This window comes from Ilumatobacter sp., assembly GCF_965215205.1.
Taxonomy (GTDB): Bacteria; Actinomycetota; Acidimicrobiia; order Acidimicrobiales; family Ilumatobacteraceae; genus Ilumatobacter_A.
In genome coordinates this window covers 801,253-826,008 of sequence record NZ_OZ244049.1, presented here as the reverse complement: position 1 = coordinate 826,008, position 24,756 = coordinate 801,253, and the positions used below count along the sequence as shown (strand labels likewise).

The window sequence follows — 24,756 nt, the reverse complement described above, 5'->3', positions numbered from 1 at the left end:
GACGACGGCCGGCGGGTAGAACTGTCGCCGTGACGGGCACCGCTGCGACCCCCGATGCCGGGTCGCCCGAGTCGGCGGCAGCCCCGCCACGCACCCCCGCGCACCGCCCGCGCGGGCGATGGCGCGAGACCGTCCCGGCGGCGGCGCTCGCCCTCGGCGGCGGCGCGCTGGTGGCGCTCTCGCTGCCGCCCTGGGGGTTCTGGCCGCTCGCGCTCGTGGGCGTGGCCGTCGCCGACGTCGCGCTCGGACGGGCCCCGTCGCCCCGCCGGCGGTTCGCCGTCGGGTGGTGGTTCGGGGCCGGGTGGATGTTCCTCGGGATGGGGTGGATGGTCCAGCTCACCGCTCCGGGCTACGTCGTCGCCGCAGCGATCTTCGCGGGGTTCCACGGCCTCGCGACGCTCGCCTCGCCCTCGGGTCGATGGTCGGTGATCGCCCGTCCGGCGATGCGCGCCCTGGTCGAGGCGCTCCGCTTCTCGTTCCCCTTCGGTGGGGTGCCGCTCGCCTCGCTCGGCATCTCGCAGGTCGGTGGTCCGCTCGGCGGGGTCGCGCGGGTCGGAGGGGTGATCCTGATCGGGTGGGTGGTGTTCCAGGCGGCGGCCATCGTCGTCGAGGTGGCGGCGAGGCTGCCCGGTCGGCTCGTCCCCCGCCGGTCGCCGGAGCGGTCCGGCCCGGACGTCCCCGCGCTCGTGGCGCTCGCAGCCGCGGTCGCGGTCGTCGCCGTGGTCGCGCTGGCGTCCGTGGCGCCGCGAGGGGTCGACTCGGGCGCCACCCGACGCGTCGCGATCGTCCAGGGAGGCGGCAGGCAGGGCACGAGCGCGCTCGAGGTGCCTCCGAGGCTGGTGACCGATCGGCACCTCGAGGCGACCGCGTCGATCGCCGCCGACCGCGGCCTCGACCTGGTCGTGTGGCCGGAGAACACGATCGACGTCGAGGAGTACCGCCGGTCCCCGGTCGCCCCCCTCGTCTCGGCCCAGGCCGAGCGCCTCGGCGTCCCGATCACGCTCGGGCTGACCGAGGACGTGGTCGTCGACGGTCGGCGCCGGTTCACCAACGCCCAGGTCGTCGTCGCTGCCGACGGGTCGGTCGTCGATCGCTACGACAAGGTGCGGCGGGTCCCGTTCGGCGAGTACGTCCCGCTGCGGTCGCTGCTCGAGCGGGTCACCTCCGCCGTCGATCGCGTCGGCGACGCCGTCCCCGGCCGCACCCCGGCGGTGCTCGAGCTGCCGTCGGGCGACCGCCTCGGGGTGGTCATCTCGTGGGAGGTGTTCTTCGGGGGTCGGGCACGCGAGGGGGTGCGGCTCGGCGCCGAGGCGATCGTCAACCCGACGAACGGGGCCAGCTACACCGGCACGATCGTCCAGACGCAGCAGGTGGCGTCCAGCCGCCTGCGGGCGATCGAGACCGGGCGGTGGGTGGTGCAGGCCGCCCCGACCGGGTTCAGCGCCTTCGTCTCCCCCGACGGTGACGTGGTCGAGCGCAGCTCGCAGCGCGAGCAGGTCGTGCTGGTGCGCCAGATCGCCCTGCGCACCGGGACGACCTGGTACGTCCGCCTCGGTGACGGGCCCGTGATCGGTGCGCTGATCGTGGTCGCCCTCGGGGCCGTCGTCGCCGAGGCAGCGGCGCGACGACGGCGGGGAGCGACCGGGTCGTGGGCGCCCGCCGACGAGCTCACGCCTCGACGACGAGGGTGACCGGTCCGTCGTTGACGAGCTCGACCTCCATCTCGGTCCGGAAGCGCCCGGTCTCGACCACGGCGCCGGTCTCGTCCGCGATCTCGCGCAGGGCCGCCACGAACAGCCCGACGAGCGGCTCGGCGACCTCGGGCCGCGCCGCGTCGACCCAGCTCGGGCGGCGGCCGCGGTCGGTGCTGCCGTAGAGCGTGAACTGGCTCACCACCAGGAAGCCCGCCCCGACCTCGGGGGCGGCGAGGTTCATCACCCCGTCGTCGTCGTCGAACACGCGCAACCCGGCGACCTTGCGCGCCAGGGCACGCGCCGCGTCGCCCGAGTCGGAGTGGGTCACCCCGACCAGGACGCACAGCCCCGCGGCGATCGCCCCGACCGGCACGAGGACGCCGTCGGGCTCGATCCGGCTGCGGACCTCGGCGCGGGTGACGCGTTGGACGAGCGCTCGCATCCCCGAACCCTCCCACACCGGTCGCGCCGGCGCGGGAGCCGACCCGGCCGGTGGCGGCGACGGGCCCGCCGGCGGACGGGGCGCGCCTAGTGTCCGGCGATGACCGAGCCCGCCGAGCACGACGACCTGGTGCTGCGATCGCAGGGTCCCGCCACGTCGGCGATGGTGCGCGTCGCGGTGTCGCGCGGTGGTCGGCTGTCGCGCATCGCCGTCACCCGGGCGGGCTCCACCGTCGACCTGCTCGTCCCCGAGCCCGACGGGGCATCGGCGACCTCGAGCGCCTGGGGGTCGTTCCCGATGGCGCCGTGGGCCGGGCGGATCCGCCACGGCCGCTTCTCGTTCCTCGGTCGCGACGTCGCCCTGCGGCGCAACCACGACGACTCCGGCGGCAGCGGGGGAGGCGCCATCGACCCGCCGCTGCCGCCCCCGGACGGCGGGGGCGGCCGGCTCGACGGCGCCGAGGCCCGTCGGCACGCGATCCACGGCACCACCTTCACCCGCGCGTGGACGGTGGAGGAGGCGACGGCGTCGAGCTGCGTGATCTCGTGCGGTCTCACCGGAGCGCTCGACTGGCCCTTCGAGGGCGTCGTGCGCCAGCGCATCGAGGTGCACCCCGACCGCCTCGACGCCCACATGGAGGTGCGCGCCGCTCGCGGGTCGCCCATGCCGGCGTCGATCGGGTGGCACCCGTGGTTCGCGAAGCCCGATCGGCTCGAGTTCGACCCGATCGCGATGTATGCGCTCGACGCCCACGGGATCCCCACCGGCGAGCTGGTGCCGCCAGCGAGCGGACCTCGTGACGACTGCTACGTCCACCACGGCCCCGTCCGCCTGCACGTCGATCGAGCGGTCGCACGCGTGGTGACCGTCACCTCGGACACCGACCACTGGGTGGTCTACGACCTGCCGTCCGACGCGACCTGCGTGGAGCCCCAGACCGGGCCGCCCGACGCCGCGAACCTCCGTCCGGTCGTGGTCTCGGACGAGCGGCCCCTCGGGATCTCCATGTCGATCGCCTGGGCGAGCTGACGCTCGCCACGGATCCGGTCCGGGCCCACGACGCCGACGGGTGCGAGCCGAGCGATCGCCGAGCTCCCGGGACGGCTGCGCGACGGTGGGGCCGGCTGTGGGAACGGTCACCTACCGGTCGGTAACCGGGCCGCTAACGTGGAGAGGTGGCGTCGGTCGGTCGGGGAACGGTTCTGGATCCGGGCGCGCCCCTCTCGATCGCGTACCTGACGTACCGGGGCAAGCCCCACGTCGGGGGCCAGGGCGTGTACACCCGTCACCTGACGAAGGCGCTGGTCGACCTCGGGCACTCCGTCGAGGTCCTCGGCGGGCCGCCGTACCCCGATCTCGACGAGCGGGTCGCGCTCACGGAGCTGCCGTCGCTCGAGACGTTCAACGACCACTTCCCCGGCCGGATGCCCGGTTGGTGGGAGCTCGACGACCGCTACGACGTGCTGGAGCTGCTCCAGTTCATGAAGGGGACGTTCCCCGAGCCGCTGGCGTTCTCGGCGCGCGCCGCCCACGCCCTCGTCGACCGGGCCGACGAGTTCGACCTCGTCCACGACAACCAGTGCCTCGGCTACGGCATCCGCCGGATCGAGAAGCGGATCCCGACGATCGTCACCCTCCACCACCCGATCACCAAGGACCGCGAGCTCGAGATGGCGGACGCTGCGACGCCGTGGAAGCGGTTGTCGGTCGGGCGCTGGTACGCCTTCGTCAAGATGCAGAGCCGGGTGGCGGCGAGGATGCCGCGCATCGTGGTCGTCAGCCAGAACTCGATCGACGACATCCACACCGACATGGGGGTCAGCCGCGACCGGATGCGCCTCGTCCCGGTCGGCGTCGACCCCGAGCTGTTCCGACCCCTGCACGGCGTCGAGCCGATCCCGGGTCGCCTGATCACCACCGCGTCGGCCGACGTCGCGCTCAAGGGCCTGTCGTTCCTCGTCGAGGCGATGGCGAAGCTGCGCACCGAGCGCGACGTCACCCTGACGATCATCGGCTCGCCGAAGCCGTCGCGGTCGATGCGCCTGATCGACGAGCTCGGGCTCGGTCCGCACATCGAGTTCGTGTCGGGCGTGCCCGACGAGCGGATCGTCGAGCTCTACGCCGAGGCGGAGCTCGCCGTCGTGCCGAGCCTGTACGAGGGGTTCAGCCTCCCGGCGATCGAGGCGATGTGCACCGCCACCCCCCTCGTGGCGACCGACGGGGGCGCGCTCCCCGAGGTGACCGGCGCCGACGGCGAGACCGTGCTGCAGTGCCCCGCCGGCGACGCCGACGCCCTCGCCGTCGCGATCGGGCGCGGCCTCGACGACCCGGAGCTGCGCGCGCGCATCGGCGAGGCCGGTCGGCGGCGCGTCCTCGATCGCTGGACGTGGACCCGCTGCGCCGAGCTGACCGTCGAGCAGTACCGCGAGGTGCTCTCGATGCCGTCGAACGTCGACAAGCTCCGCCGCAACGGGCGACTCTGAGCGGGACGAGAGCACCGTGCTGACGATCCGCTTCGACCGACTCGACCTGCGACCGGGGCACCGCGTGCTCGACGTGGGCACCGGCTTCGGCCGCCACGTGTACGAGTGCGCCCGCCGCGGCGCGGACGTCGTCGCCCTCGACCCCGCCCGCGACGAGGTCGTGGGGACGGCCGAGACGCTGCGCTCGATGGCCGAGACGGGCGAGATCGATCCGAGCCGGATCACCGGGGTCCTGCGCGGCGACGCCACCCGGCTCCCCTTCGCCGACGGGTCCTTCGACCGGATCATCACCTCCGAGGTCCTCGAGCACGTCCAGGACGACGTCGCCGCGATCGACGAGATGGTCCGCGTGCTCGCCCCCGGCGGGATCCTCGCCGCGACGGTCCCGGCGTGGCTGCCGGAGAAGGTGAACTGGATGCTGTCCGACGAGTACCACGCACCGAAGGCGGTGGGCGGCCACGTCCGCATCTACTCCAAGACCGAGCTCGCGGCGAAGCTGCGCTCGGCGGGCCTCGACCTCGCCGGCAGCCACCGGGCCCACGCGCTGCACACGCCCTACTGGTGGTTGCGGTGCGCCGTCGGCGTCGACGACGACGACCACCCCCTGGTCGCCCGCTACCGCTCCCTGCTCGAGTGGGACATCGTCGAGCGTCCGCTCGCGACGCGCATCGCCGAGCGTGCGCTGTCGCCGGCGCTCGGCAAGAGCGTGGTGCTCTACGGACGCAAGCCCGCGGGCGTGGCCGCCGGGGACGACCCGGCGCGGACCGTCGCAGGTGCGGCCGGGCCCGCGGTCGTCGCCGGGGTGGGGTCGTGAGCGTCGAGGTCGCCCTCGACGGGGTGATGAGCGCGGAGGAGCTGCAGGCGACCGCGGACCACCTGGTGTCGCTGCAGCTCGACGACGGGATGATCCCCTGGTTCCCGGGCGGGCACTGCGACCCGTGGAACCACGTCGAGGCGGCCATGGCGCTCGACGTGGCCGGGCGCCACCGCGACGCCGAGGCCGCGTACGAGTGGCTCCACGGCATCCAGCGCCCCGACGGGAGCTGGCACAACTACTACCGCAGCGACGGCTCCGTCGAGGACTCCAAGCTCGACACCAACGTGTGCGCGTACGTCGCGACCGGCGTCTGGCACCACTGGCGCAGCACGTGGGACCGGGGGTTCGTCGAGAACATGTGGCCGACCGTCGTCGGCGCGCTCGAGTTCGTGCTGTCGACGCGGCGCTCCGACGGTCTCGCGCTGTGGGCCGTCGAGCCCGACGAGCGCCCGTGGGACTACGCCCTGCTCACCGGGACGTGCAGCATCCAGCACGCGCTGCGCTGCGGCGCCCACCTCGCCGAGGCGCTGGGCGACCCGCGCCCCGACTGGGTGCTGGCCGCAGAGGTGATGGTCGACGCGATCCGCTCCCGACCCGGCGCGTTCGAGCCCAAGGAGCGCTGGGCGATGGACTGGTACTACCCGGTGCTCACCGGAGCGGTGCGCAACGTGGAGGCCAAGGAGCGCATGGTCGGCGGCTGGGACGAGTTCGCCGACGAGGGCCTCGGGATCCGCTGCGTGAGCGACGAACCGTGGATCACGGCCTCGGAGACCGCCGAGTGCGCCCTCGCGTACGCCGCGATGGGCGACACGTCCACCGCGACCGACCTCCTGCGCTGGACCCGCACCCATCGGCGCCCCGACGGCGCGTACTGGACGGGCATCGTCCACCCCGGGGAGATCCTCTTCCCGTTCGACGAGCACACCAGCTACACCGCTGCAGCGGTCGTGCTCGCGGTCGACGCGATCACCGGGGCCACCCCCGCGTCGCGCCTGTTCACCGACTGACCCCGACCGGGCGCCCGCCCGCGTCGTCGAGCCGATCGGGCCGATCGGGCCGATCGGTGCCTGCCTACACTCGCCCGATGTCGCCTCGTCCGGTCAACGCCGTGCTCTCGATCTGGGGGTGGATCGTGATGGTGGCCTCGGTCCTGGTGTTCCTCCCGATCGTCGCCGTCGTGCGGGTCGTCACGATGCCGTTCGATCGAGCCGCCTACGCCGCGGGCTACGTGTTCCGCAAGGTGTGCGTGCCCCTGTGCACGCTCAACCCGCTGTGGAGCTTCACGACCTCGGGTCGGCTCCCCGACGACATGCGCCGGCCGTACGTGGCCGTCGCGAACCACGAGAGCTTCGTCGACATCGTCCTCATCTCCCACCTGCCGACCGAGATGAAGTGGATGTCCAAGGTCGAGATCATGAAGATCCCGATCCTCGGGTGGATGATGCGGCTCTCGCGCGACATCGAGATCACCCGCACCGACAGCGACTCGCGCCTCGGCGCCGTCGCTCAGGCCCACGACCGCCTCGGCGACGACGTGTCGGTGATGATCTTCCCCGAGGGGACCCGTTCACGGACCGGCGAGATGCGTGACTTCCACGCCGGTGCGTTCACGATCGCGATCGACGGCCAGCACCCGATCCTGCCGATGGCGGTGTTCGGGACGCGCGACTGCCTGCCGGCCGACGGGTGGCGCCACGGCCGAGCGCGCGCCGAGGTGCGCGTGCTCGACCCGATCCCGACCGACGGGCTCACCCGCGACGACCTCGACGACCTGCGCGACCGGGTGCGCGACGTCATCGCAGCCGCACGTGAGCAGCTGCGCGCCGAGCACGCGTCCCGTGCGACGGTCGACCCGGGCGCGACCGGCACGGGGTGAGCGTGCTCGTCCCCGTCCGCCTCGCCGGGGCGGTCCGGCTCTCGGTGCGCCCCCGCTCGGTCGTGGCGTCCTCGGCCACGGTGCGGCTCCACGTCGACCACGGGCGGCCCGCGCGCGCCGTCACCGCTCAGGTCGGCGTGACCGGCGGGCGGACGCGGCGCAGCACCCGCAGGCTGCCCGTCGCCGAGGTCTCCTCGAACTCGCCCGACTCCAGGGCGGGGAGGTACACCTGCTCGTAGGGCGGACGTCCGCCGTCGGCGGGGTCGGGGAACACGTCGTGGATCGCGAGCGTCCCGTCGAGGGCGACGTGGGGGGCCCACCCGGCGTAGTCGAGCCGTGCGGGCTCCTCGCCGTGGCCCCCGTCGACGAACACCAGCGCCGACGGCGCCCTCCAGTGGCGTGCGACCGTCGGCGAGGCCCCGACCACGGCGACCACCGTCTCCTCGAGGCCGGCCTCGTGCACCGTCCGACGGAGGAAGGGCAGGGTGTCCATCCGCCCGGTGCGCTCGTCGACGACGTCGGGGTCGTGGTGCTCCCACCCGGCCTGGTTCTCCTCCGAGCCCCGGTGGTGGTCGATGGCGAACAGGGTGCGTCCCGAGCGCTCGGCGGCGTCGCCGAGCCACACCGTGGAGCGTCCGCAGTACGAGCCGATCTCGACGAGCGCGGCGTCGGGGACGGCGGCCGACGCGGACACGGCCGCGTCCCACAGCGCCTCGCCCTCCTCGGCGGGCATGAACCCCCGGGTCGCGAGCGCGATCGCACGTCGCCGGTCGGTCATGCGCGTGCCGCTCACGGCGACCGCCTCGCCGCCCCGCTCGTGCGCACGACGCTCAGCCGCGCCACGTGTCCCAGTGGATGATCGAGTCGGGATCCGGACGCATCGCCGGACGGAAGTCGGTGCCCTTCGTGTGCGCGATCGGGCTGAGGCACGCCTGCTGCACCTCGTCGAAGGGGATGCCGACCACCTCCGCGATCTCCTTCTCCATCATCAGCCCGACGGTGGTCCACGCGGTTCCCAGACCGCGCGCCCGAGCGGCCAGCATGAAGCTCCACATCGCCGGCAGGACGTTGCCCATCGACGACGCCGCCGCCATCGCGGGCGCGCCGTCGACGCGCCCGCCCTTCGAGCAGGCGATGATCAGCGCGGGCGCCTGCCCCATCGTCTCGGCCAGGTGCTCGGCGGAGCTGGTCACCCGGTCCTGCTGCGCCTGCTCCTCCGGGCTCTCCTTGGCGATCGAACCGGCGTAGACGCCGTCCATCTCCCGGTAGATCCCGAAGCAGGTGGAGTAGATCTCCCCGATCGCCCGGCGCTTCGCCTCGTCGCGCACGACGACGAACTGCATCGTCATCTGGTTCGAACCCGACGGCGACTGCATCGCGATCTCGACGCAGTCGCGGATGTCCTCGTCGGAGACCGGGCGATCGAGGTCGAGGCGCTTGCGGACCGCACGGGTCGTGGTGAGCAGTTCGTCGGTGCTGAGGTCGAGCAGAGCCATGACCCGACCCTACGAGCCCGACCTCCGGTGCCCGTGGTCGACCGGCGCCGACCGGGGCGGCGTGCGGGCGGCGGGCCCGATCCGACCTCGCACGACCTCGGGAGGGAGTCCGCATCGCAGCGGGTTCGTGGCAACATGGGGGTCGATGAGCTCGACCTCCTCCGAGACGGCGGTGACGCCCACGTCCGACGACCGGTCCCCGGCGTCGAGCGCGCGGGAGGGCCAGGCCGCGCTCGACGACCTGGTCGACCTCCTCGACCTGGAGAAGATCGAGGTGAACATCTTCCGCGGCCGTTCGACCGACGAGGACCGGGTGCGCGTGTTCGGGGGTCAGGTCGCCGGGCAGGCGCTGATCGCGGCGTCGCGCACGATCGAGGAGCCGGGCCGCCACGTCCACTCGCTCCACGCCTACTTCCTGCGCCCGGGCGACCCGCGCCTGCCGATCCTCTACGACGTCGACCGCATCCGCGACGGTCGCAGCTTCTCGACCCGGCGGGTGGTCGCGATCCAGCACGGCCGAGCGATCTTCAACCTGCAGGCGAGCTTCCACGACGCCGAGGCCGGGGGGCCGGACCACCAGGTGCAGGTCGACCCGGGCATGACGCGCCCCGAGGACCTCCCCGACTTCCACACCCGCATGGCTCCGCACGCCGAGCGGATCGGCGACTGGTACCACCGTCCCCGTCCGATCGACCTGCGCTACGTCGACGGCGACCCGTTCTCCCGCGAGGGCGAACCCCACGAGCGCCAGCACGTGTGGCTGAAGGCGAACCCCGACGATCCGGTCCTGCACGCGTGCGTGCTCACCTACGCGAGCGACATGACCCTGCTGGACACGACGCTGCTCCCGTTCGGCCTGCACTACGACCACCCGGGCCTGCAGATGGCGAGCCTCGACCACGCGATGTGGTTCCACCGGCCGTTCCGCGTCGACGAGTGGCTGATGTACCAGCAGGGAGCGATCTCGACCGGTGCGTCGCGCGGTCTCGCCGGCGGGTCGATCTTCACCGCGGACGGCCGCCTCGCGGTGAGCGTGGTCCAGGAGGGTCTGGCGAGGTTCACCGAATGAGGTCCGATCCGAGGACCCACGTGCCGTCGCTCCCCCGTGGTGCCGGGCGGCGGCGACGCACGACCCGCCGCCGGCGCCCCCTCTCCGGTGGCGCCGTCGCCCTCGCCCTCGCCGTGGCGGCGTGCGGAGGCAGCGATGGTGCCGCCGAGCCCGCCGCCTCCGACCCGGGCGCAGCGGCCGGCGACGCCGCGACGACCGCCGACCCCCCCGTCGACGACGGCACCCCGACGACGGCCGACCTCCCCGTCGACGACGGCGCCCCGGCGACGGACCCCGGCGCTGCGTCCGGCGCCTCGACCACGACGATCACCCCGTCGGCCGGCGCCGACCTCCCCTCCGCGGCTCCCGGCAGCGAGCCCGAGCCCGCACCGGTCACCACCGTCGCCGGCCCCCTCCCGGAGCCCGACGTCCGGCTCGTCGACGTGGCGACGTTCGCCGCACCCGTGGAGATCGCGACGCGCCCCTCCGACACCCGCCTCTACGTCGTGGAGCAGGGCGGCTCGATCGTGGCGGCCGACGACGAGTCGAACCAGGTCGTGTTCGAGATCGGATCCGTCGACGGCCCCGGCTTCACCACGGGCGGGGAGCGCGGCCTGCTCGGCCTCGCGTTCCACCCCGACGAGGATCTCGCCTACATCGACTTCACCGACGGTGACGGCGACACCGTCGTCGCCGAGCTCGCGATCGACCCCGGGTCGGGGCGGTTCGATCCGGCGTCGTACCGCGAGGTGCTCACCGTCGACCAGCCGTACTCCAACCACAACGGCGGCGAGCTGGCGTTCGGGCCCGACGGGCTGCTGTACGTCGGGCTCGGCGACGGCGGGGACGGCGGCGATCCCGATCGCGTCGCGCTCGACCTGTCGAGCCAGCTCGGCAAGATCCTCCGCATCGATCCCCTCCCCGACGGCGACCGGCCGTTCGGCGTCCCCGACGACAACCCCCACGTCGACGACGAGGGGGCGGACCCGACGATCTGGTCGAGCGGGTTGCGCAACCCGTGGCGCTTCTCGTTCGACTCGCTCACCGGCGACCTGTGGATCGGTGACGTCGGTCAGGGCCAGGTGGAGGAGATCGACCTGGCGCCGGCCACCGACGGCGCCGGCGCCGGACGCGGGCTCAGCTTCGGCTGGAGCGCCTTCGAGGGCGACCAGCCGTTCAACGACGACGTCGACGACCCCGACCACACCCGACCGGTCGTCACCTACACCCACGAGGGGGGCAACTGCTCGGTGAGCGGCGGCGTCGTCGCCCGCGAGTCGTCGTTCGAGCAGCTCAACGGCTGGTACGTGTTCGGGGACTTCTGCAGCGGGACGGTGTGGGCGCTCGACACCACCTCGGTCACCTCGACCCCCGACGGTCCGTCCGGCGAGCCACGGCTCGTGGAGGTGGCGAACGTGCCCGCCCTGGCCGCCGTCGTCGAGGGTCCGCTCGGCGACGTCTACACCGTGTCGACGTCGGGCGCCGTGCAGCGCCTGGCCCCCGCCTGAGCCCGGCCGGCGCTCACGACACGCGCTCGAACGCGACCGAGCGCTCGACGACGTCGACCGACTCGAGGCGCACCCGGATCTCGTCGCCCGGGTCGACCCGGCGGGCCGTGGTGCGTGCGACGACGGCGGGCTCGGCGACCTGGATCCGCTCGCCGCGATCGTCCTCGTCGGTGACGACGGCGTCGAAGATCTCCCCCACCCGGTCGCGCAGCACGATCGCCTCCGCGAGGTCGATCGCAGCGCGGTCGACGCGGTTGGCGATCGTGTCACCCCGCCGCATCGCGGCCGGGAGCTCGCCGAACGCCTCGACGCACTCCATCGGGACCTCGCGCCCGTTCGCCACCGCGAGGGCGGCTTCGACCACGTAGCGGTCGGCCAGGCGCCGAAGGGGAGCCGTCGCGTGCACGTAGGTCGCGGCGAGGGCGGAGTGCCACGGCCTGCCGTCGCGGATCCCGCCGTCGTCGGGGCCGTCGTCGGAGACGATCTGCGAGTACGGGGTGTACGACGCGCCTCCGCTCGAGCGACGCACCGCGAGCTGGAACGCCGCCGTGCGCGCATCGTCCGGCGGGAGCGACCGCTCGAACTCCCCGAGCGACGACGATTCGGGCCAGTCGAGGCCGAACGCCCGTGCGGTGCGGCGCAGCCGCCCGATGTGGCGCTCGTCGACGGGGGGCATCGTGCGGAACAGCCCGGTCCCCGCCGCCCACAGGGCGTCCGCGATCGCCATGTTCGTGGCGAGCGACATCGCCGCGTTCTGCCGTTCGGCGGGGCTGCGGGGCCGGAAGCGCAGCTCGAAGCCGGAGCCCTCGGCGCGCACGACCTCCTGCTCGGGCCACTGGATCCGGTCCGCCCCGCGTCGACGCTCGGCGACCTCGATGCGGCGCGAGAGCTCGTCGAAGCCATCGGGGAGGTCCGCTCCGGTGACGGTCGAGTAGGCGAGCTTGGCGCGGTTGCGCACCAGGGCCCGCTCGGCGCCGTCGAGCCGGACCGAACCGTCGTCGGCCACGCGCACGGCGAACACGATCGCCGGCTTGGGACCTCCGGGCAGCAAGCTGGCCGCGTCCTCCGCCAGGCGCTCGGGGTGCAGCCCCGCGCGCCCGTCGGGGAGGTAGATCGTGACCCCGCGACGCCACGCCTCGGCGTCGATCGGATCCCCCGGCCTGACGAACCACCCGACGTCGGCGATCGCGTAGCGCAGCAGGACGTCGTCGCCCGAGCGCTCGACGGCGAACGCCTGGTCGAGGTCGGTGCTGCTCTCGGGGTCGAGGGTGCGGAAGTCGACGTCGGTCCGGTCGACGTGCTGCCATCGCCCGGGTTCCCCGCCGGGCTCGACGACGTCGAGGGGGCGCGACGCCGCTTCCTCGGCGGCGGCGACGACCTCGGGCGGGTGCTCTCCCGGCACGTCGAAGTCGTCGCGCAACCGGTCGAATCCCTCCCGGAACTCCGCCGCGGTCTGCGCGGGCACCACCGTCGGTCCGCTGCGAGCCATGGCGAGACGCTAACGACGCCCGGCGACGAACGACCCGATGCGCGCACGACGGCGGGGGCGCCGACGTCCGCCGAGCGGCGCGGCGACACCCGGGAGCCCGGGTCGGCGGGTCAGCGGCGGGCGCCCATGAACATGCCGCGCAGCGCCTCGTAGTGCTCGATCACGTGGCCCGCGCCGAGCACCACGGCCTCGAGCGGCACGTTCGACATCCGCACCGGCACCTCGGTCTCTCGCTCGATGCGCTCGGCGAGGCCGCGCAGCAACCCGCCGCCGCCGACGAGGTACATCCCGCGCACGAGGAAGTCCTGCGACAGCTCCGGCGGCGCCTTCGACAGGCAGCGGATGACCGATGCGACGATCGACGACACCACGTCCTCGATCGCGTAGCGGATCTCCTCGGGCGTCAGCAGCACGGTCTTCGGGAGCCCGGTCATCAGATCGCGCCCGCGCACCTCGGCCTGGTTCTCGTCGAGCGTCGGGTCGGCCGAACCGATCGCGACCTTGATCTCCTCGGCCGTGCGCTCACCGATCGCGATCCCGTGCTCGCGTCGGACGTGGTTCTGGATCGCGGCGTCGATGTCGAACGACCCGACGCGCACGGCCTCGAGCGACACGATCCCACCGAGGGAGATGACCGCCGTCTCGCTGGTCCCGCCGCCGATGTCGATGACCATGTTGCCGACCGGCTCGTCGATCGGGAGGTCGGCTCCGATCGCGGCGGCCATCGGCTGCTCGATCAGGTTCGCGTCGGCCGCGCCGGCTCGGCGAGCGGCGTCGGTGACCGCTCGCCGCTCGACCTCGGTGATCGCGGAGGGCACGCAGATGACGACCTTGGGGCGCGTGAAGCGACTGACGCCGACGCGCTGCAGCAGCAGCCGGATCATCCGCTCCGTGATCTCGAAGTCGGTGATCGCCCCGCCGCGCAGGGGACGCACCGCGACGATGTAGCCGGGGGTCCGGCCGATCATCTGCCACGCCTCGCGCCCGGTCGCCAGCACCTCGCCCGTCTGGCGGTTGAGGGCGATGACGGACGGCTCGTTGAGCACGATCCCCCGACCCTTCATGTAGACGAGGGTGTTCGCCGTTCCGAGGTCGATTGCGAGGTCACGAGCCATGAGGACGGCCCATCATGTCGGTGCGGGCCCCGAACCGCAAGGAGCGGCCGAGCCGGCGGCGGTGGGCGTCACGCGCCCGAGTCGGGGCGGCGGGGACCGTCGCCACCGGACTCGCCCGACTCCTCGTCCGCCCGGCGCACCTTGTCGACGGTGGGACGGCGCGCTTCGGGGGAGAGCGCGTCGATCTGCCGACGGAACGAGTCGACCGGGTCCTGGCGCGAGCGCAGGACCCGCACGGCCACGGCGATCGCCACGATGACGACGACCGCGACGACGAGGGCGGCGAGCACTCAGGCGCTCCCGACGGTTCGGGGATCGGCGACCTGGTGGGCGTCGGTGCCCCAGTCCGATCCGCCCGCCCACACCTCGTGCTTCCAGATCGGCGCGGACTCCTTGAGCGCGTCGATCGCGTAGCGCGCCGCGGCGAACGCCTCGGGTCGGTGCGGTGCCGACACGACGGCGACGACCGACGACTCCTCGAGCTCGAGGCGCCCGGTGCGGTGGAGCAGAGCGACGCGCCCGGTGTCGGGCCACCGCCGACGCAGCTCCGCGGTGATCGTCTCGAACACCGCGACGACCTGGTCGTCGTAGGCCTCGTAGGTCAGGTGGGCGACGTCGTCGCGCCCGTCGGCGTGATCGCGCACGGTCCCGCTGAACAGCACGACCGCCCCGCAGCTCGGGAGCACGGCCCACTCGTAGGCGGCGGCGACCGGGAGCTCCCGGTCGGTGAGCGCCGACCAGTCGTCGCCGTCGTCGGGGGGTGTCACGCCCGGCATGGTAGTGGTGGCCCGCCGACCGAGCGGTGCACGGTGAGCCATCGCCGTGCGAATGTCGCGAGACCGCAATCGTCGAGCGTCCGAGGGCGGACCGACGGTCGATCGCGCACCACCACCACCCGCCGATCTCGATCGGCGACCGCCGGCCGTCGATCGGCGCGGGCGCGTCGATCGCGCCGGGCCGGTGCGCGCGACGACACCTGCGCAGGGCCGGTGGGTACGCTCGGCGACTCGTGGAACCCGCTCCGCTCCCGCCGCACGAACGCACCTGGCGACACCCCTCCGAGCTCGCCCCCACCGTCGACGACGTGGACCCGGGCTGGAACGGGCGCGGGTGGGTGCTGGCCGCCGGGACGGTCGCGACGATGATGGCCGCCGTCATGGTGCTCGCGCTCTCGCCGCCCCGCTCGCCCTCCCCGACCGCGGTGAGCGCGACGACGGTGCCGGCGGCGACGATCCGCCTCCAGACCGCGGCGCCGAGCCCGTCCACGGCCACGACCGGTCCGTCTGCGGCACCGGACGGGGAGGCGACGCAGACCGTGCGCATGAACCGCACCGTCGCCCTCCCCGATCGCGCTCTCGCCCTGGTCGGTGCGCCGATCGCCGTGTCGCGTGCCGGGCGGTCGCACGACCGCTCGGTGGCTCCGGACCTGCCCGCTGCGGACGATCGCGTCATCGTGCTGACGGTCTCGCACACCTACGACGTCTCGTGGGGTCACGTCGCGCGGCTCGCGGCCCCCGACGGCTCGATCGTGATGACCGTCGACGGCCAGCTCGTCGCGAGCTGGGTCGACGGGGAGCTGCGCATCCTGGTCTCCTGACCCGTCAGGATCGGCGCGCCCGACCCCCGCGCCGTCGCCCGCCGACCTCGCGCAGAGCGACGCGGGCTCGCGCCGGGGCGGCTCGTCGTCGAGCCCAGCTCCGACCGAGGAACGCCAGGATCGACGCCGCCGCCGCCGCGCCGACGACGGCGAGGCCGAGGGTGAGCTCCTGTCGGCGCTTCGGCGAGACCATCGTCCACCACGGAGCCTCCGTGCCCTCGACGTAGGCCTGCTCGTTGGTGATCGTGGGCTCCCAGCCGCACGCCCGGAGGCGCCCGTTCGAAACGATCCACGGCTCGCGCGTGTAGGGACGCAGCCCGGGCGGCAGCGGCCCCCTCTGGAACCTCCAGCTCAGCGATGCGATCACCTCCGACGCGCGCTCGGGCAGCGGGAGCCGGGGTCGCTCACCCGACAGCGCCCGCACCCGCTCGCCGGGCACCCACCCGTCGGGGGCGACGTTGTGCACCCCGTCGAGTCGCTGGCTCACGGCGAGCACCACGGCGCTCGCGAGGTCGTCGAGGTGCAGGAACTGGCTCGGTGGATCCGCCTCGGCGACCCGCCGGCCGAGGCCCGACACCAGGGCCGCGGCGAGGCGCGAGCTGTCGTTCTCGGCGAGGGAGAGAGCCGGCCGCAGCACGGTGGTGATCCGACCGGGTCGCGCCCGTCGCCACTGGTCGACGAGCTCCTCGGCCGAGGCGAGCTGGCGTGCGAAGACGAACTCGACGTCGGGCCGCAGGACGGCGTCCTCGGTCAGCGGACGGGGGTTGTTCGGCGCGGCTCCGTACACCAGCGCGGAGGACACGAACACGATCTGGTCCACCGAGAAGCGGTCGGCCGCGGCGAGCGCCGAGGTGACGAACTCGCTCGCGCTCTCACGACGCTCGGCGCGCCGGTCGTAGTCGGAGGTGCCGACGTCGACGACGACGTCGGCGACGTCGGGCCACGAGCCGCGCGCCGCCTCGGCAGGGTGGACCCCGTCGTCGAGGAGGTGGACCGCGGTGCGTCCGTCGTCGAGGAGCGCGGCGACCCGCTCGCCCAACGGGCTGTCGGCCCCCATGAGCACCGCCGTCGTCATCGCGCCGACGCTACCGCGCGGCCGCGGGGCACCCGCCGACGCGGGCGCGGGTGCGGGGCGTAGCATCGGACCATGGCCGACGACGCCGAGGACGATCCCCAGGGCGTGAACCCGTTCGACGGTCTGCCGATGTTCGGTGACATCTCGCGGATGCTCGCCGGCCAGGGTCCGCTCAACTGGGATGCCGCACGGCAGTTCGCGATCGTCTCCGCGACGGGTGGCGACGGCCTCGCCGGCCTCGCCGGCGGGGCCGGGGTCACGTCGGCGGCGAACATCGACCCGAGCGTGCGCATCCAGTACGCGCGCCTCGCGGACATCGTGCGGTTGCACGTCGCCGACGTGATGGGGCTCGAGGTCCCCCTCGTCGAGCCGTCGGTCGCGACCCCCGAGCAGTGGGCCGCGCAGACCCTCGAGGCCTACCGCCCCCTGTTCACCGACATGGCCACCTCGCTCGGCCCCACCGACGACCCGGCCGGGTCGTCGGATCCGATGGCCCAGATGATGGCCGGCCTGTCGAAGATGATGGCGCCCGCGATGCTCGGCATGGCGGTCGGCTCGATGGTCGGCAACCTCGCCCGGCGGGCCTTCGGCGTGTACGACCTGCCGATCCCGCGACCGTCTCCGACGCTCGTCCTGGTCCCCCCGACGATCGACGCGTTCGCCGCCGACTGGGAGATCTCGCTCGACGAGATGCGCCTGTGGGTGATCGCCCACGAACTGGCCGGACTGACCCTGTTCTCGGTCGACCACCTCGCCGACCACCTCCGGTCGCTCGTGCAGCGCCACGTCGGCGCCTTCCGTCCCGACGCCTCGGCCGTCACCGACAAGCTGAGCTCGATGGAGGTGGACGGAGGCGATCCCATGGCGGCGATGCAGGCCGCCCTGGGAGATCCGGAGGTCCTGCTGGGGGCGGTCCGGTCGCCCGAGCAGCTCGAGATGGAGCCGCACCTCGACGCCGCCGTCGCGACCGCGATCGGCGTCATCGACTGGGTGGTCGACGCCGTCGCGGCACGCATGATCGGCGGCGACGCCCTCCAGATCGCGGCGGCCGTTCGACGGCGCCGCTCCGAGACGTCTCCCGACGAGGTGTTCGTCGAGCGGCTCCTCGGCATCCGCCTCGGCGCCGTGCAGACGGCGCGCGGCAAGGCGTTCGTGCAGGGCGTCGTCGACCGCGCGGGCGAGGCGGGCCTGGCCCCGCTGTTCAGCGACGCCTCCGCTTCGCCGACGCCGAGCGAGATCGAGGCCCCGGGCCTGTGGCTCGCTCGCGTCGCGCCGGACGACGGGACCCCGGACCCCGCCCCTCCCCCGGCCGCCGACTGACCGAGCGCTCGGCCGATCCGGTCGTGCGCGCCCCGTCGTCGCGGGGTGCCGCCGGGCGGTCCGTCCCGGCCCGCCGAGGTGCCGCCGACGAGGTCCGCCGGCCGATCGAGCGACGTCGGCGCCGCGTGCTCAGAGCACGGTGCACCGGTGACCGCTCTCCGAGCTGGAGGTGGACCAGGGCGAGCGCGGAGGTGATGCCGACCACGGCCAACCCGACCGCGCCCGGCGCCCGGATCGCGACCGCCGTGAACGCGGCTCCCGCCCACGCGAACTGGAACCGGGTCTCGAAGGTCGCGAACGCCCGACCGTGGTTCGCTCCGGGGGCGTCGCGCTGGACGACGCTCTCGAACGCGAGCCGCCCGATCGCAGCGGCGAAGTTGACGACGGCGGCGACGAGGATCCCGGCGACCGGTTCACCGAGGACGGCGAGCCCGAGCCCCGCGGCGGCACCGAGCACGAGCGCCCCCGACAGCATCGACTCCTCGCGCAGCGCGCTGCGGATGCGCGGAGCGAGCGCGTTGCCCGCCATCGTGGCGACGGCTGACGCCCCGACGGCGAGCGCGAACAGGATCGTCCCGCCGTCCTCGGTCCGCAGCCAGAACGCGAGGTGGAAGAAGGTGAAGCCGACGTTGGCGCGCAGCACGGTCATGACGACCGTCGCGAGGCGCAACGACGGCGACGCGAGCTCGCCCTCGGCGTCGTCGTCGGCCGGTGCGACGACCTCGGGAGCGAGGCGGCGCGACGAGACCGCCCCCGCTGCGAACAGCGCCGCGCCGTAGAGCAGAGCCGCCGGAGGACCGACGACGGTCAGCAGGATCCCCGCGGGGACCACCGCCACGGCCCCGGTGATCCCCGACACGAGGCCGAGCTTCGAGTTCGCCTCGACCAGCTCGGCCTCGGAGCGCACCGTCGAGGGCACGAGCGCCGACTTGCAGACCGTGTAGGTCTTCTGCAGCACGAGGGACGCGAAGACCAGCGGGAACAGCGCGAAGCCGTCGACGTTCACCGCCATCAGCGCCATGAGCACGACCCGCACCGCGGCGACGATCTGGACGACCAGCCGACGCCCGCCCGAGATCCGGTCGATCCACGGCCCGATGAGCGGGGCGATGACGAGGAACGGGGCGAAGCTGACCCCGAGGAACAGCATCACCTGGGTCCGTGCGGCGTCGAGATCGACGCTGAAGAAGATCGAGTCCGCCAGCGCGACGACCATCGCGGCGTCGCCCGCCATCATCAGCGCGTGGGTCACCGCCAGGCGGGTGAACCTCGACAGAGGTGGCCCGTCACGTCGGGCGCGCGCCCGATCCGACGCCCGGTCACCCCGCCCCTCGAGCCGCCGATCCACCGGCAGATCCTACGTCGCGCCCGCTCGCCCGGAGGTGCGCGCCGGGCGCTCGTCGAGCCCTCGCGGGGTACGCCGCGCGGCCGTCGGCGCGGGTCCGGGTGCGGGCCGGCCCGGCACCGACTTCGTAGGGTTGCGACCATGACGCTGTCCGATCGGATCCTGATGGGCCCCGGCCCGTGCAACCCCTACCCCGAGGCCACCGAGGCCCTGACCCGGCCGATGCTCGGCCACCTCGATCCCGACTTCATCGCGCTCCTCGACGAGACGAACGAGCGGCTGCGGGAGGTGTTCGCGACGCGCAACGCGTTGACCTTCCCGGTGTCGGGAACCGGCTCGGCGGGGATGGAGGCGGCGATCGTGAACTTCGTCGGGCCCGGTGACACCGTCGTCGTGGCGGTCAACGGGGTGTTCGGCGGGCGGATGGTCGACATCGTCGAGCGCAGCGGCGCCACCGCGGTGGCGGTCGATCACGAGTGGGGGCAGCCGGTCGACGTGGAACGGGTGCTCGCCGCCCACGACTCGCCGGCGATGTACGCGATGGTCCACGCCGAGACCTCGACGGGGGTCGAGAGCGACGTGGCGGCGATGGGCGCGGCCAAGGGCGATGCGCTGCTGCTGGTCGACTGCGTGACCTCGCTCGGCGGTGTCGAGCTGCGGGTCGACGACTGGTCGGTCGACATCGCCTACTCGGGGACGCAGAAGTGCCTCGGCGTCGCGCCGGGGCTCGCACCGATGACCGTGTCGGAGCGTGCGCTCGAGCGGCTCAACCCACGACCGCGGTCGTGGTACCTGGATCTGAACATGATCCGCGACTACGTCACGGGTGACGGCGCTCGTGCCTACCACCACACCGCCCCGATCTCGATGATCACCTCGTTGCACGCCGGGTTGGGCGCGGTGCTCGACGAGGGGCTCGACGTGGTGCGCCGGCGCCACCGTGCGGCGGGCGACGCCGTGAAGTCGGGGATGGAGAAGCTCGGCTTCGAGCTGTTCGCCGCCGAGGGGCACCGACTCGCCCCGCTCAGCTCGATCTCGATCCCCGACGGCCGCCTCGGCTCCCGGAGCGAGGCCGAGGTCCGGTCCCGCCTGCTCGTCGACTTCGGTGTCGAGATCGGCGGCGGGCTCGGGCCGGTCGCCGGGAAGGTGTGGCGGATCGGGACGATGGGCCACACCGCCCGGCTGCGCAACGTGACGACCCTGCTGGGAGCGCTGGACGAGATCGTCGGCTGAGCACCTCGGCGGTGCGGCTCCGCGACGTTTTCGCCCTCCACGGCGTAGCGTCGTGCAGGAGCGCGCCACGTCGGTGCGCTGGAACGAAAGAGAAACAGCATGCAAGGCACCGTGAAGTTCTTCAACAACGAGAAGGGCTTCGGCTTCATCTCGCGCGAGGGCGGGGACGACGTGTTCGTCCACCACTCCAACATCTCGGGCGAGGGCTACAAGTCCCTCGACGAGGGCCAGAACGTCGAGTTCGACATCGGCCAGGGCCGCAAGGGCGACGAAGCCCAGAACGTCCGCGCCATCTGATCCGACCCGTCGACGGAGCCGCCGATCCCTCGGGGTCGGCGGCTCCGTCGCGTCCGAGCGCGATCTCCGCTCCCCCGCCGGCACCTCCGGTCCCACCACCGTCCATCGGCCGACCGCGGCGCCTCCGCGACGCGCGACGCCGATCGAGGTGCCCGACTCGCCCGGGTGGTCTACTCAGCGGGGGAGCCGGGTGAACTTGTACCCGAGACCGCGGATCGTCGTGATCCGGCGGGGTGCCGACGGGTCGACCTCGATCTTGCCGCGGAGGCGCTTGATGTGCACGTCGAGGGTCTTGGTGTCGCCCACGTAGTCGTGGCCCCAGACCCGATCGATCAGGGTGTCGCGCGGCAGCACGCGACCGGCGTTCTCCAGCAGGAGGTGGAGCAGCTCGAACTCCTTCAGCGGCAACGTCAGCTCCTCGCCGTCGACGCGCACCAGGTGCTGGGCGGGGTCGAGCTGGACGCCGTCCACCTCGATCCCCTCGGACCCGACCAGCGTCGCGTCCGCCCCGCTCGGGGCGCGGCGCAGGGCCGCACGGATCCGCGCCACGAGCTCGCGCAGGCGGTACGGCTTGGTCACGTAGTCGTCGGCGCCCACCTCGAGGCCGACCACGGTGTCGATCTCGGCGCCCTTGGCGGTGACCATGATGATCGGCACCTGGGTCCGCTTGCGCAGCTGGCGGCACACGTCGATCCCGCTCACCTTCGGGAGCATCACGTCGAGCAGCACGAGATCGGGCGCCACCTCGTCGAAGCGGGCGAGGGCCTCCGCCCCGTCGGCCGCGCTCTCGACGGTGAACCCCTCCCGTGTCAGGCCGAGGGTCAGCGCCTCGACGAAGCTGGGCTCGTCCTCCACGACGAAGATCGTCGCCTCGCTCACGGTCGCCCACGATCGACGGTCGGGTCGCCGGCCGCGCCACGGCTCGGGTCGCGGGGCGCGTCGATCCCCGGATCGACCATCGCGCCGATCGGCGGATCGGCGTCGGGATCGGCGCCGCCGTCCGGGTCCGACCCACCGACCACGAGCTCGATCGGGAGGCGCAGGACGAACGTCGAGCCCTCGCCCTCGGTCGACGACACGACGACCTCGCCGCCGTGGTTCGAGGCGACGTGACGCACGATCGAGAGCCCGAGCCCCGTGCCCCCCGTCCGGCGGCTCCGGGCACGGTCGACCCGGTAGAACCGCTCGAACACCCGGTCGAGGTCGCGGGCGGGGATCCCGATCCCCTGGTCGGCGACCATCACCTCGACGACGCGATCGGTGGTGTGCGTCCGCACCTGGACGAGACCACCGGGCTCGCTGTACTTCACCGCGTTCTCCACGAGGTTGCCGATGGCCGAGACGAGCTGACGGCGATCGGCGCGCAGCCGCGGCGGCCGTCGACCGAGGAACGCCGAGACGGTCACCTCGTGCGCGTCCTCGAGGCCCCGACCTCGTGCGATCGCGTCGGCCACCACCCCGCCGAGATCGACCTCCTGCGAGGTGTCCGTCGCGGACTCGATCCTGGCCAGCTCGAGCAGGTCGTCGATGGCGTGGACCGCCCGGTGCGCCTCGGCGACGAGGCGGGCCGCCACGCGCTCCACGACGACCGGGTCCGTCTCCCCCGACAACGCCTCCGACAGCACGGCCACGGCCCCGACCGGGGTCTTCAGCTCGTGGGACAGGTTGGCGACGAAGTCGGTGCGCATCGCGTCGAGGCGCACCCGGGCGCTCACGTCCTCGATCGTCGCCACGGCGAGCCCGTTCGGCATCGAGGTGGCGACGAGGCGCAGGTTCTGCGCCGGCGGGCCGTGCAGGTCGACCACGCGATCGACGTCCGCGCCGAGGCGGGCGGTGTCCAGGGCGCGCTCGACGTGGTCCTCGACGAGGACGCCGGCGTGGGTCCCGTGCATCGCCGACGCGGCGCGGTTGCGGTAGATCACCCGGCCGTCGGGGGCGCTGACGACCACGCCGAGCTCGAACTCGTTGATCGCCAGCCGCAGGACGGTGCCGATGTCGTCGACCGAGGAGTCCGACTCCTCCCCGTGGACCACCACGGAGGCCGACTCGCGCGCACCGTCGCCGAGACCGCCACCGCGGCTCCCACCCCCGCCGGGCTCGCCGACGTGGCGCTCGCCGCCGCCGGGCGACGAGATCGACGTCGCGGCCCGCCGGGCTCCGTCGCGGCCCTCGCGGACGACGACGCCCGCCCGACCGCTCGGTGCGCCGAGGGGTCGGCGCGCCGCCAGGAGGAAGCCGATCACGGCTCCGGCGAGCAGGGCCACGGCGACGGCGACGTACACGTCGGTCAGTCGGTCGGCGGCCGACGCTCGGCCGGAGCGAGCTCGTTGTCGCTCTCCGGGTAGGGGGCGTCGGGCAGCCAGCCGTCGACGATGTAGCGGGTGCGCTCGCCGACGTTGACCGCGTGGTCGCCGATCCGCTCGTAGAAGCGGGCGACGACGGCGAGCTGCACGGCCACCTGGAGATCGATGCTGCCGTTCGCGTGGCTCTCGAAGATCGTCTGGATGAACTGGCGGTGCAGGTCGTCGAGGTAGGCGTCCATGTCGTGGAGCGCGGCGGCTCGGGCGCCGTCGGTGTGCAGGTACGCCTCGGTGGCCTCCTTGAACAGCAGCGACGCCTGGGATCCGCACTTGTGGATCATCCCCCGCAGGTGGGAGTCGAGCTCGTGGCTGTAGATCCGCCGCGCCGCCTTGCAGATGTTCACGCACAGGTCGGCGGAGCGCTCGACGTCGGCGATGATCTTGATCGCCGAGACGACCGCGCGGAGGTCGCCCGCGACCGGCGCCTGGAGGGCGATCTGGCTGAAGCACATCTCCTCGAGCTCGAGGGAGCGGTGGTCGTAGTCGTCGTCGCCGAGGATCACGTACTCCGCCGCCTCGAGGTCGCCGTCGAGCAGGATCTGGGTGCTGCGCGGCACGAGCTCGGTCACCCCGGCGCCGAGGCGGGCGATCCCGGTGCGGATGTCGTCCAGCTTCTCGTGGAACGACGCGCGCAGGTCCTCGCCCATCAGCCGAACCGGCCCGTCACGTACTGCTCGGTGCGGGGGTCGTCGGGGGCGGAGAAGATCTTCTCCGTCGGGTTGACCTCCACCATCAACCCGGTGCGGGTGTCGCTCTCCTCGTTCACCTCGACGGAGAAGAACGCCGTGCGGTCGCTGGTGCGCGCCGCCTGCTGCATGTTGTGCGTGACGATCACGATCGTGTAGTCGTCCTTGATCTCCTGCATCAGCTCCTCGATCCGTGCGGTCGCGATCGGGTCGAGCGACGAGCACGGCTCGTCCATCAGCAGCACGTCGGGCTCGACGGCGATCGCGCGCGCGATGCACAGGCGCTGCTGCTGACCGCCGGACATCCCGAGCGCGGAGGAGCCGAGCCGGTCCTTCACCTCGTCCCACAGCGCGGCCCGCCGCAGCGACCGCTCGACCACGTCGTCGAGATCGCCCTTCTTGCGGCCCGACACCCGCGGGCCGTACGCGACGTTGTCGTAGATCGACTTCGGGAACGGGTTCGGCTTCTGGAACACCATCCCGATCCGCCGACGCACCTCGACGGCGTCGACCTCGGAGTCGTACAGGTCGATGCCGTGGTACTTGAGCGATCCGTCGACGCGGGCGATGTCGATGAGGTCGTTCATCCGGTTGAAGCACCGCAGGATCGTCGTCTTGCCGCACCCCGACGGGCCGATGAAGGCGGTGATCTGGTGCTCCTTGATGTCGACGTCGACGTCGCGGACCGCGCGGAAGTCGCCGTAGTAGACGCTGAGGTCGCGCGCCTCGAAGACGTTCTCCGCGTCGGCCGAGATCGGGGACGCGTTCTCCGCGGCGATCCGGGCGATCGACGAGTCGGTCTCGCTCATCGTGGACTCGGTTCGTGTGGGCATGTTCGTTCCTGACCTGTGGGGGACGGCGGGATGGACGGGTGC

At 73.2% G+C, this 24,756-nt stretch carries 25 protein-coding genes; 12 read left to right on the top strand and 13 right to left on the bottom strand.

Annotation, left to right across the window (positions count from 1 at the left end; translation table 11 throughout):
- Positions 1 to 29 precede the first annotated feature (29 nt).
- On the top strand, positions 30 to 1,691 hold the full coding sequence (gene lnt / locus ACOOHC_RS03935) for an apolipoprotein N-acyltransferase (RefSeq protein WP_420452712.1): 1,662 nt from the start codon (positions 30 to 32) through the stop codon (positions 1,689 to 1,691).
- Here lnt and dtd read toward each other — a convergent pair.
- Positions 1,669 to 2,136 (bottom strand): D-aminoacyl-tRNA deacylase, encoded by a 468-nt coding sequence (gene dtd, locus ACOOHC_RS03930; RefSeq protein WP_420452711.1) that lies wholly within the window; start codon positions 2,134 to 2,136, stop codon positions 1,669 to 1,671. The genes lnt and dtd overlap by 23 nt on opposite strands.
- A gap of 99 nt (positions 2,137 to 2,235) precedes the next feature.
- Here dtd and ACOOHC_RS03925 point away from each other — a divergent pair, with 99 nt between their 5' ends.
- From ACOOHC_RS03925 to ACOOHC_RS03905, 5 genes are all read left to right on the top strand, one after another.
- Positions 2,236 to 3,165 carry an aldose 1-epimerase gene (locus tag ACOOHC_RS03925; RefSeq protein ID WP_420452710.1) on the top strand — a complete coding sequence of 310 codons (930 nt, stop codon included), beginning with the start codon at positions 2,236 to 2,238 and terminating at the stop codon, positions 3,163 to 3,165.
- A 146-nt stretch (positions 3,166 to 3,311) separates the two neighbouring features.
- Complete coding sequence (locus ACOOHC_RS03920; RefSeq protein ID WP_420452709.1) at positions 3,312 to 4,619, top strand: glycosyltransferase family 4 protein; 1,308 nt, start codon at positions 3,312 to 3,314, stop codon at positions 4,617 to 4,619.
- Positions 4,620 to 4,635: 16 nt separating this feature from the next.
- Positions 4,636 to 5,433, top strand: a complete 798-nt coding sequence (locus ACOOHC_RS03915; protein WP_420452708.1) for a class I SAM-dependent methyltransferase — start codon at positions 4,636 to 4,638, stop codon at positions 5,431 to 5,433.
- Positions 5,430 to 6,443 carry a prenyltransferase gene (locus tag ACOOHC_RS03910; RefSeq protein WP_420452707.1) on the top strand — a complete coding sequence of 338 codons (1,014 nt, stop codon included), beginning with the start codon at positions 5,430 to 5,432 and terminating at the stop codon, positions 6,441 to 6,443. Before ACOOHC_RS03915 ends, ACOOHC_RS03910 begins: the two co-directional genes overlap by 4 nt.
- 77 nt (positions 6,444 to 6,520) lie before the next feature.
- Positions 6,521 to 7,312 (top strand): lysophospholipid acyltransferase family protein, encoded by a 792-nt coding sequence (locus ACOOHC_RS03905; RefSeq protein WP_420452706.1) that lies wholly within the window; start codon positions 6,521 to 6,523, stop codon positions 7,310 to 7,312.
- Between the two features lie 127 nt (positions 7,313 to 7,439).
- On the opposite strand, the gene ACOOHC_RS03900 is transcribed toward ACOOHC_RS03905, so the two are convergent.
- Positions 7,440 to 8,090: a class I SAM-dependent methyltransferase gene (locus tag ACOOHC_RS03900; RefSeq protein ID WP_420453851.1), complete on the bottom strand. Its 651-nt coding sequence runs from the start codon at positions 8,088 to 8,090 to the stop codon at positions 7,440 to 7,442.
- 52 nt (positions 8,091 to 8,142) lie between these two features.
- On the bottom strand, positions 8,143 to 8,808 hold the full coding sequence (locus ACOOHC_RS03895; RefSeq protein ID WP_420452705.1) for a nitroreductase family protein: 666 nt from the start codon (positions 8,806 to 8,808) through the stop codon (positions 8,143 to 8,145).
- Between the two features lie 145 nt (positions 8,809 to 8,953).
- Between ACOOHC_RS03895 and ACOOHC_RS03890 the strand changes: the two genes are divergently transcribed.
- Both ACOOHC_RS03890 and ACOOHC_RS03885 read left to right on the top strand, forming a co-directional pair.
- The gene (locus ACOOHC_RS03890; RefSeq protein WP_420452704.1) at positions 8,954 to 9,877 is read left to right on the top strand and encodes an acyl-CoA thioesterase; all 924 of its coding nucleotides are present in this window, start codon (positions 8,954 to 8,956) and stop codon (positions 9,875 to 9,877) included.
- A complete protein-coding gene (locus ACOOHC_RS03885) occupies positions 9,874 to 11,364 on the top strand; it encodes a PQQ-dependent sugar dehydrogenase (protein WP_420452703.1) in 1,491 nt (496 codons plus the stop codon). Before ACOOHC_RS03890 ends, ACOOHC_RS03885 begins: the two co-directional genes overlap by 4 nt.
- Positions 11,365 to 11,377: 13 nt before the next feature.
- Here ACOOHC_RS03885 and ACOOHC_RS03880 read toward each other — a convergent pair whose 3' ends face one another.
- The 4 genes from ACOOHC_RS03880 to ACOOHC_RS03865 form a co-directional block, all read right to left on the bottom strand.
- Positions 11,378 to 12,853, bottom strand: a complete 1,476-nt coding sequence (locus tag ACOOHC_RS03880) for an RNB domain-containing ribonuclease (RefSeq protein WP_420452702.1) — start codon at positions 12,851 to 12,853, stop codon at positions 11,378 to 11,380.
- A 110-nt stretch (positions 12,854 to 12,963) separates the two neighbouring features.
- Entirely contained in the window at positions 12,964 to 13,968 is a 1,005-nt protein-coding gene (locus tag ACOOHC_RS03875; RefSeq protein ID WP_420452701.1) for a rod shape-determining protein, read from the bottom strand.
- Positions 13,969 to 14,036: 68 nt separating this feature from the next.
- Positions 14,037 to 14,258, bottom strand: coding sequence for a hypothetical protein (locus ACOOHC_RS03870; protein ID WP_420452700.1), 222 nt, complete (start codon positions 14,256 to 14,258; stop codon positions 14,037 to 14,039).
- Complete coding sequence (locus ACOOHC_RS03865) at positions 14,259 to 14,744, bottom strand: molybdenum cofactor biosynthesis protein MoaE (protein ID WP_420453850.1); 486 nt, start codon at positions 14,742 to 14,744, stop codon at positions 14,259 to 14,261. It lies immediately after the preceding gene.
- 233 nt (positions 14,745 to 14,977) lie between these two features.
- Here ACOOHC_RS03865 and ACOOHC_RS03860 point away from each other — a divergent pair, with 233 nt between their 5' ends.
- Complete coding sequence (locus tag ACOOHC_RS03860) at positions 14,978 to 15,565, top strand: hypothetical protein (protein ID WP_420452699.1); 588 nt, start codon at positions 14,978 to 14,980, stop codon at positions 15,563 to 15,565.
- A gap of 4 nt (positions 15,566 to 15,569) precedes the next feature.
- On the opposite strand, the gene ACOOHC_RS03855 is transcribed toward ACOOHC_RS03860, so the two are convergent.
- Positions 15,570 to 16,640 carry an NAD-dependent epimerase/dehydratase family protein gene (locus tag ACOOHC_RS03855; RefSeq protein WP_420452698.1) on the bottom strand — a complete coding sequence of 357 codons (1,071 nt, stop codon included), beginning with the start codon at positions 16,638 to 16,640 and terminating at the stop codon, positions 15,570 to 15,572.
- A 72-nt stretch (positions 16,641 to 16,712) separates the two neighbouring features.
- Here ACOOHC_RS03855 and ACOOHC_RS03850 point away from each other — a divergent pair, with 72 nt between their 5' ends.
- Entirely contained in the window at positions 16,713 to 17,960 is a 1,248-nt protein-coding gene (locus ACOOHC_RS03850) for a zinc-dependent metalloprotease (RefSeq protein ID WP_420452697.1), read from the top strand.
- On the opposite strand, the gene ACOOHC_RS03845 is transcribed toward ACOOHC_RS03850, so the two are convergent.
- Complete coding sequence (locus ACOOHC_RS03845) at positions 17,842 to 19,308, bottom strand: MFS transporter (protein WP_420452696.1); 1,467 nt, start codon at positions 19,306 to 19,308, stop codon at positions 17,842 to 17,844. The genes ACOOHC_RS03850 and ACOOHC_RS03845 overlap by 119 nt on opposite strands.
- A gap of 138 nt (positions 19,309 to 19,446) precedes the next feature.
- Between ACOOHC_RS03845 and ACOOHC_RS03840 the strand changes: the two genes are divergently transcribed.
- Both ACOOHC_RS03840 and ACOOHC_RS03835 read left to right on the top strand, forming a co-directional pair.
- Positions 19,447 to 20,538 (top strand): pyridoxal-phosphate-dependent aminotransferase family protein, encoded by a 1,092-nt coding sequence (locus ACOOHC_RS03840; protein WP_420452695.1) that lies wholly within the window; start codon positions 19,447 to 19,449, stop codon positions 20,536 to 20,538.
- A 99-nt stretch (positions 20,539 to 20,637) separates the two neighbouring features.
- Positions 20,638 to 20,835, top strand: coding sequence for a cold-shock protein (locus ACOOHC_RS03835; RefSeq protein ID WP_420452694.1), 198 nt, complete (start codon positions 20,638 to 20,640; stop codon positions 20,833 to 20,835).
- A gap of 174 nt (positions 20,836 to 21,009) precedes the next feature.
- Here ACOOHC_RS03835 and ACOOHC_RS03830 read toward each other — a convergent pair whose 3' ends face one another.
- From ACOOHC_RS03830 to pstB, 4 genes are read right to left on the bottom strand one after another with little or no spacing between them, the layout of a single operon-like run.
- Entirely contained in the window at positions 21,010 to 21,714 is a 705-nt protein-coding gene (locus ACOOHC_RS03830) for a response regulator (RefSeq protein WP_420452693.1), read from the bottom strand.
- The gene (locus ACOOHC_RS03825) at positions 21,711 to 23,117 is read right to left on the bottom strand and encodes a sensor histidine kinase (protein ID WP_420452692.1); all 1,407 of its coding nucleotides are present in this window, start codon (positions 23,115 to 23,117) and stop codon (positions 21,711 to 21,713) included. The genes ACOOHC_RS03830 and ACOOHC_RS03825 overlap by 4 nt, the downstream gene beginning before the upstream one ends.
- Positions 23,118 to 23,122: 5 nt before the next feature.
- A complete protein-coding gene (gene phoU / locus ACOOHC_RS03820) occupies positions 23,123 to 23,842 on the bottom strand; it encodes a phosphate signaling complex protein PhoU (protein ID WP_420452691.1) in 720 nt (239 codons plus the stop codon).
- A complete protein-coding gene (pstB, locus tag ACOOHC_RS03815) occupies positions 23,842 to 24,690 on the bottom strand; it encodes a phosphate ABC transporter ATP-binding protein PstB (protein WP_420452690.1) in 849 nt (282 codons plus the stop codon). The genes phoU and pstB overlap by 1 nt, the downstream gene beginning before the upstream one ends.
- Between the last annotated feature and the right edge of the window lie 66 nt (positions 24,691 to 24,756).

Coding starts and splice junctions, on each gene's coding strand:
- ACOOHC_RS03925 (WP_420452710.1), top strand. CDS start 2,236: ATGACCGAGCCCGCCGAGCACGACGACCTGGTGCTGCGATCGCAGGGT.
- ACOOHC_RS03855 (WP_420452698.1), bottom strand. CDS start 16,640: ATGACGACGGCGGTGCTCATGGGGGCCGACAGCCCGTTGGGCGAGCGG.
- phoU (WP_420452691.1), bottom strand. CDS start 23,842: ATGGGCGAGGACCTGCGCGCGTCGTTCCACGAGAAGCTGGACGACATC.
- dtd (WP_420452711.1), bottom strand. CDS start 2,136: ATGCGAGCGCTCGTCCAACGCGTCACCCGCGCCGAGGTCCGCAGCCGG.
- ACOOHC_RS03835 (WP_420452694.1), top strand. CDS start 20,638: ATGCAAGGCACCGTGAAGTTCTTCAACAACGAGAAGGGCTTCGGCTTC.
- ACOOHC_RS03895 (WP_420452705.1), bottom strand. CDS start 8,808: ATGGCTCTGCTCGACCTCAGCACCGACGAACTGCTCACCACGACCCGT.
- ACOOHC_RS03900 (WP_420453851.1), bottom strand. CDS start 8,090: ATGACCGACCGGCGACGTGCGATCGCGCTCGCGACCCGGGGGTTCATG.
- ACOOHC_RS03875 (WP_420452701.1), bottom strand. CDS start 13,968: ATGGCTCGTGACCTCGCAATCGACCTCGGAACGGCGAACACCCTCGTC.
- pstB (WP_420452690.1), bottom strand. CDS start 24,690: ATGAGCGAGACCGACTCGTCGATCGCCCGGATCGCCGCGGAGAACGCG.
- ACOOHC_RS03885 (WP_420452703.1), top strand. CDS start 9,874: ATGAGGTCCGATCCGAGGACCCACGTGCCGTCGCTCCCCCGTGGTGCC.
- ACOOHC_RS03840 (WP_420452695.1), top strand. CDS start 19,447: ATGACGCTGTCCGATCGGATCCTGATGGGCCCCGGCCCGTGCAACCCC.
- ACOOHC_RS03890 (WP_420452704.1), top strand. CDS start 8,954: ATGAGCTCGACCTCCTCCGAGACGGCGGTGACGCCCACGTCCGACGAC.
- ACOOHC_RS03865 (WP_420453850.1), bottom strand. CDS start 14,744: ATGCCGGGCGTGACACCCCCCGACGACGGCGACGACTGGTCGGCGCTC.
- ACOOHC_RS03880 (WP_420452702.1), bottom strand. CDS start 12,853: ATGGCTCGCAGCGGACCGACGGTGGTGCCCGCGCAGACCGCGGCGGAG.
- ACOOHC_RS03850 (WP_420452697.1), top strand. CDS start 16,713: ATGGCCGACGACGCCGAGGACGATCCCCAGGGCGTGAACCCGTTCGAC.
- ACOOHC_RS03905 (WP_420452706.1), top strand. CDS start 6,521: ATGTCGCCTCGTCCGGTCAACGCCGTGCTCTCGATCTGGGGGTGGATC.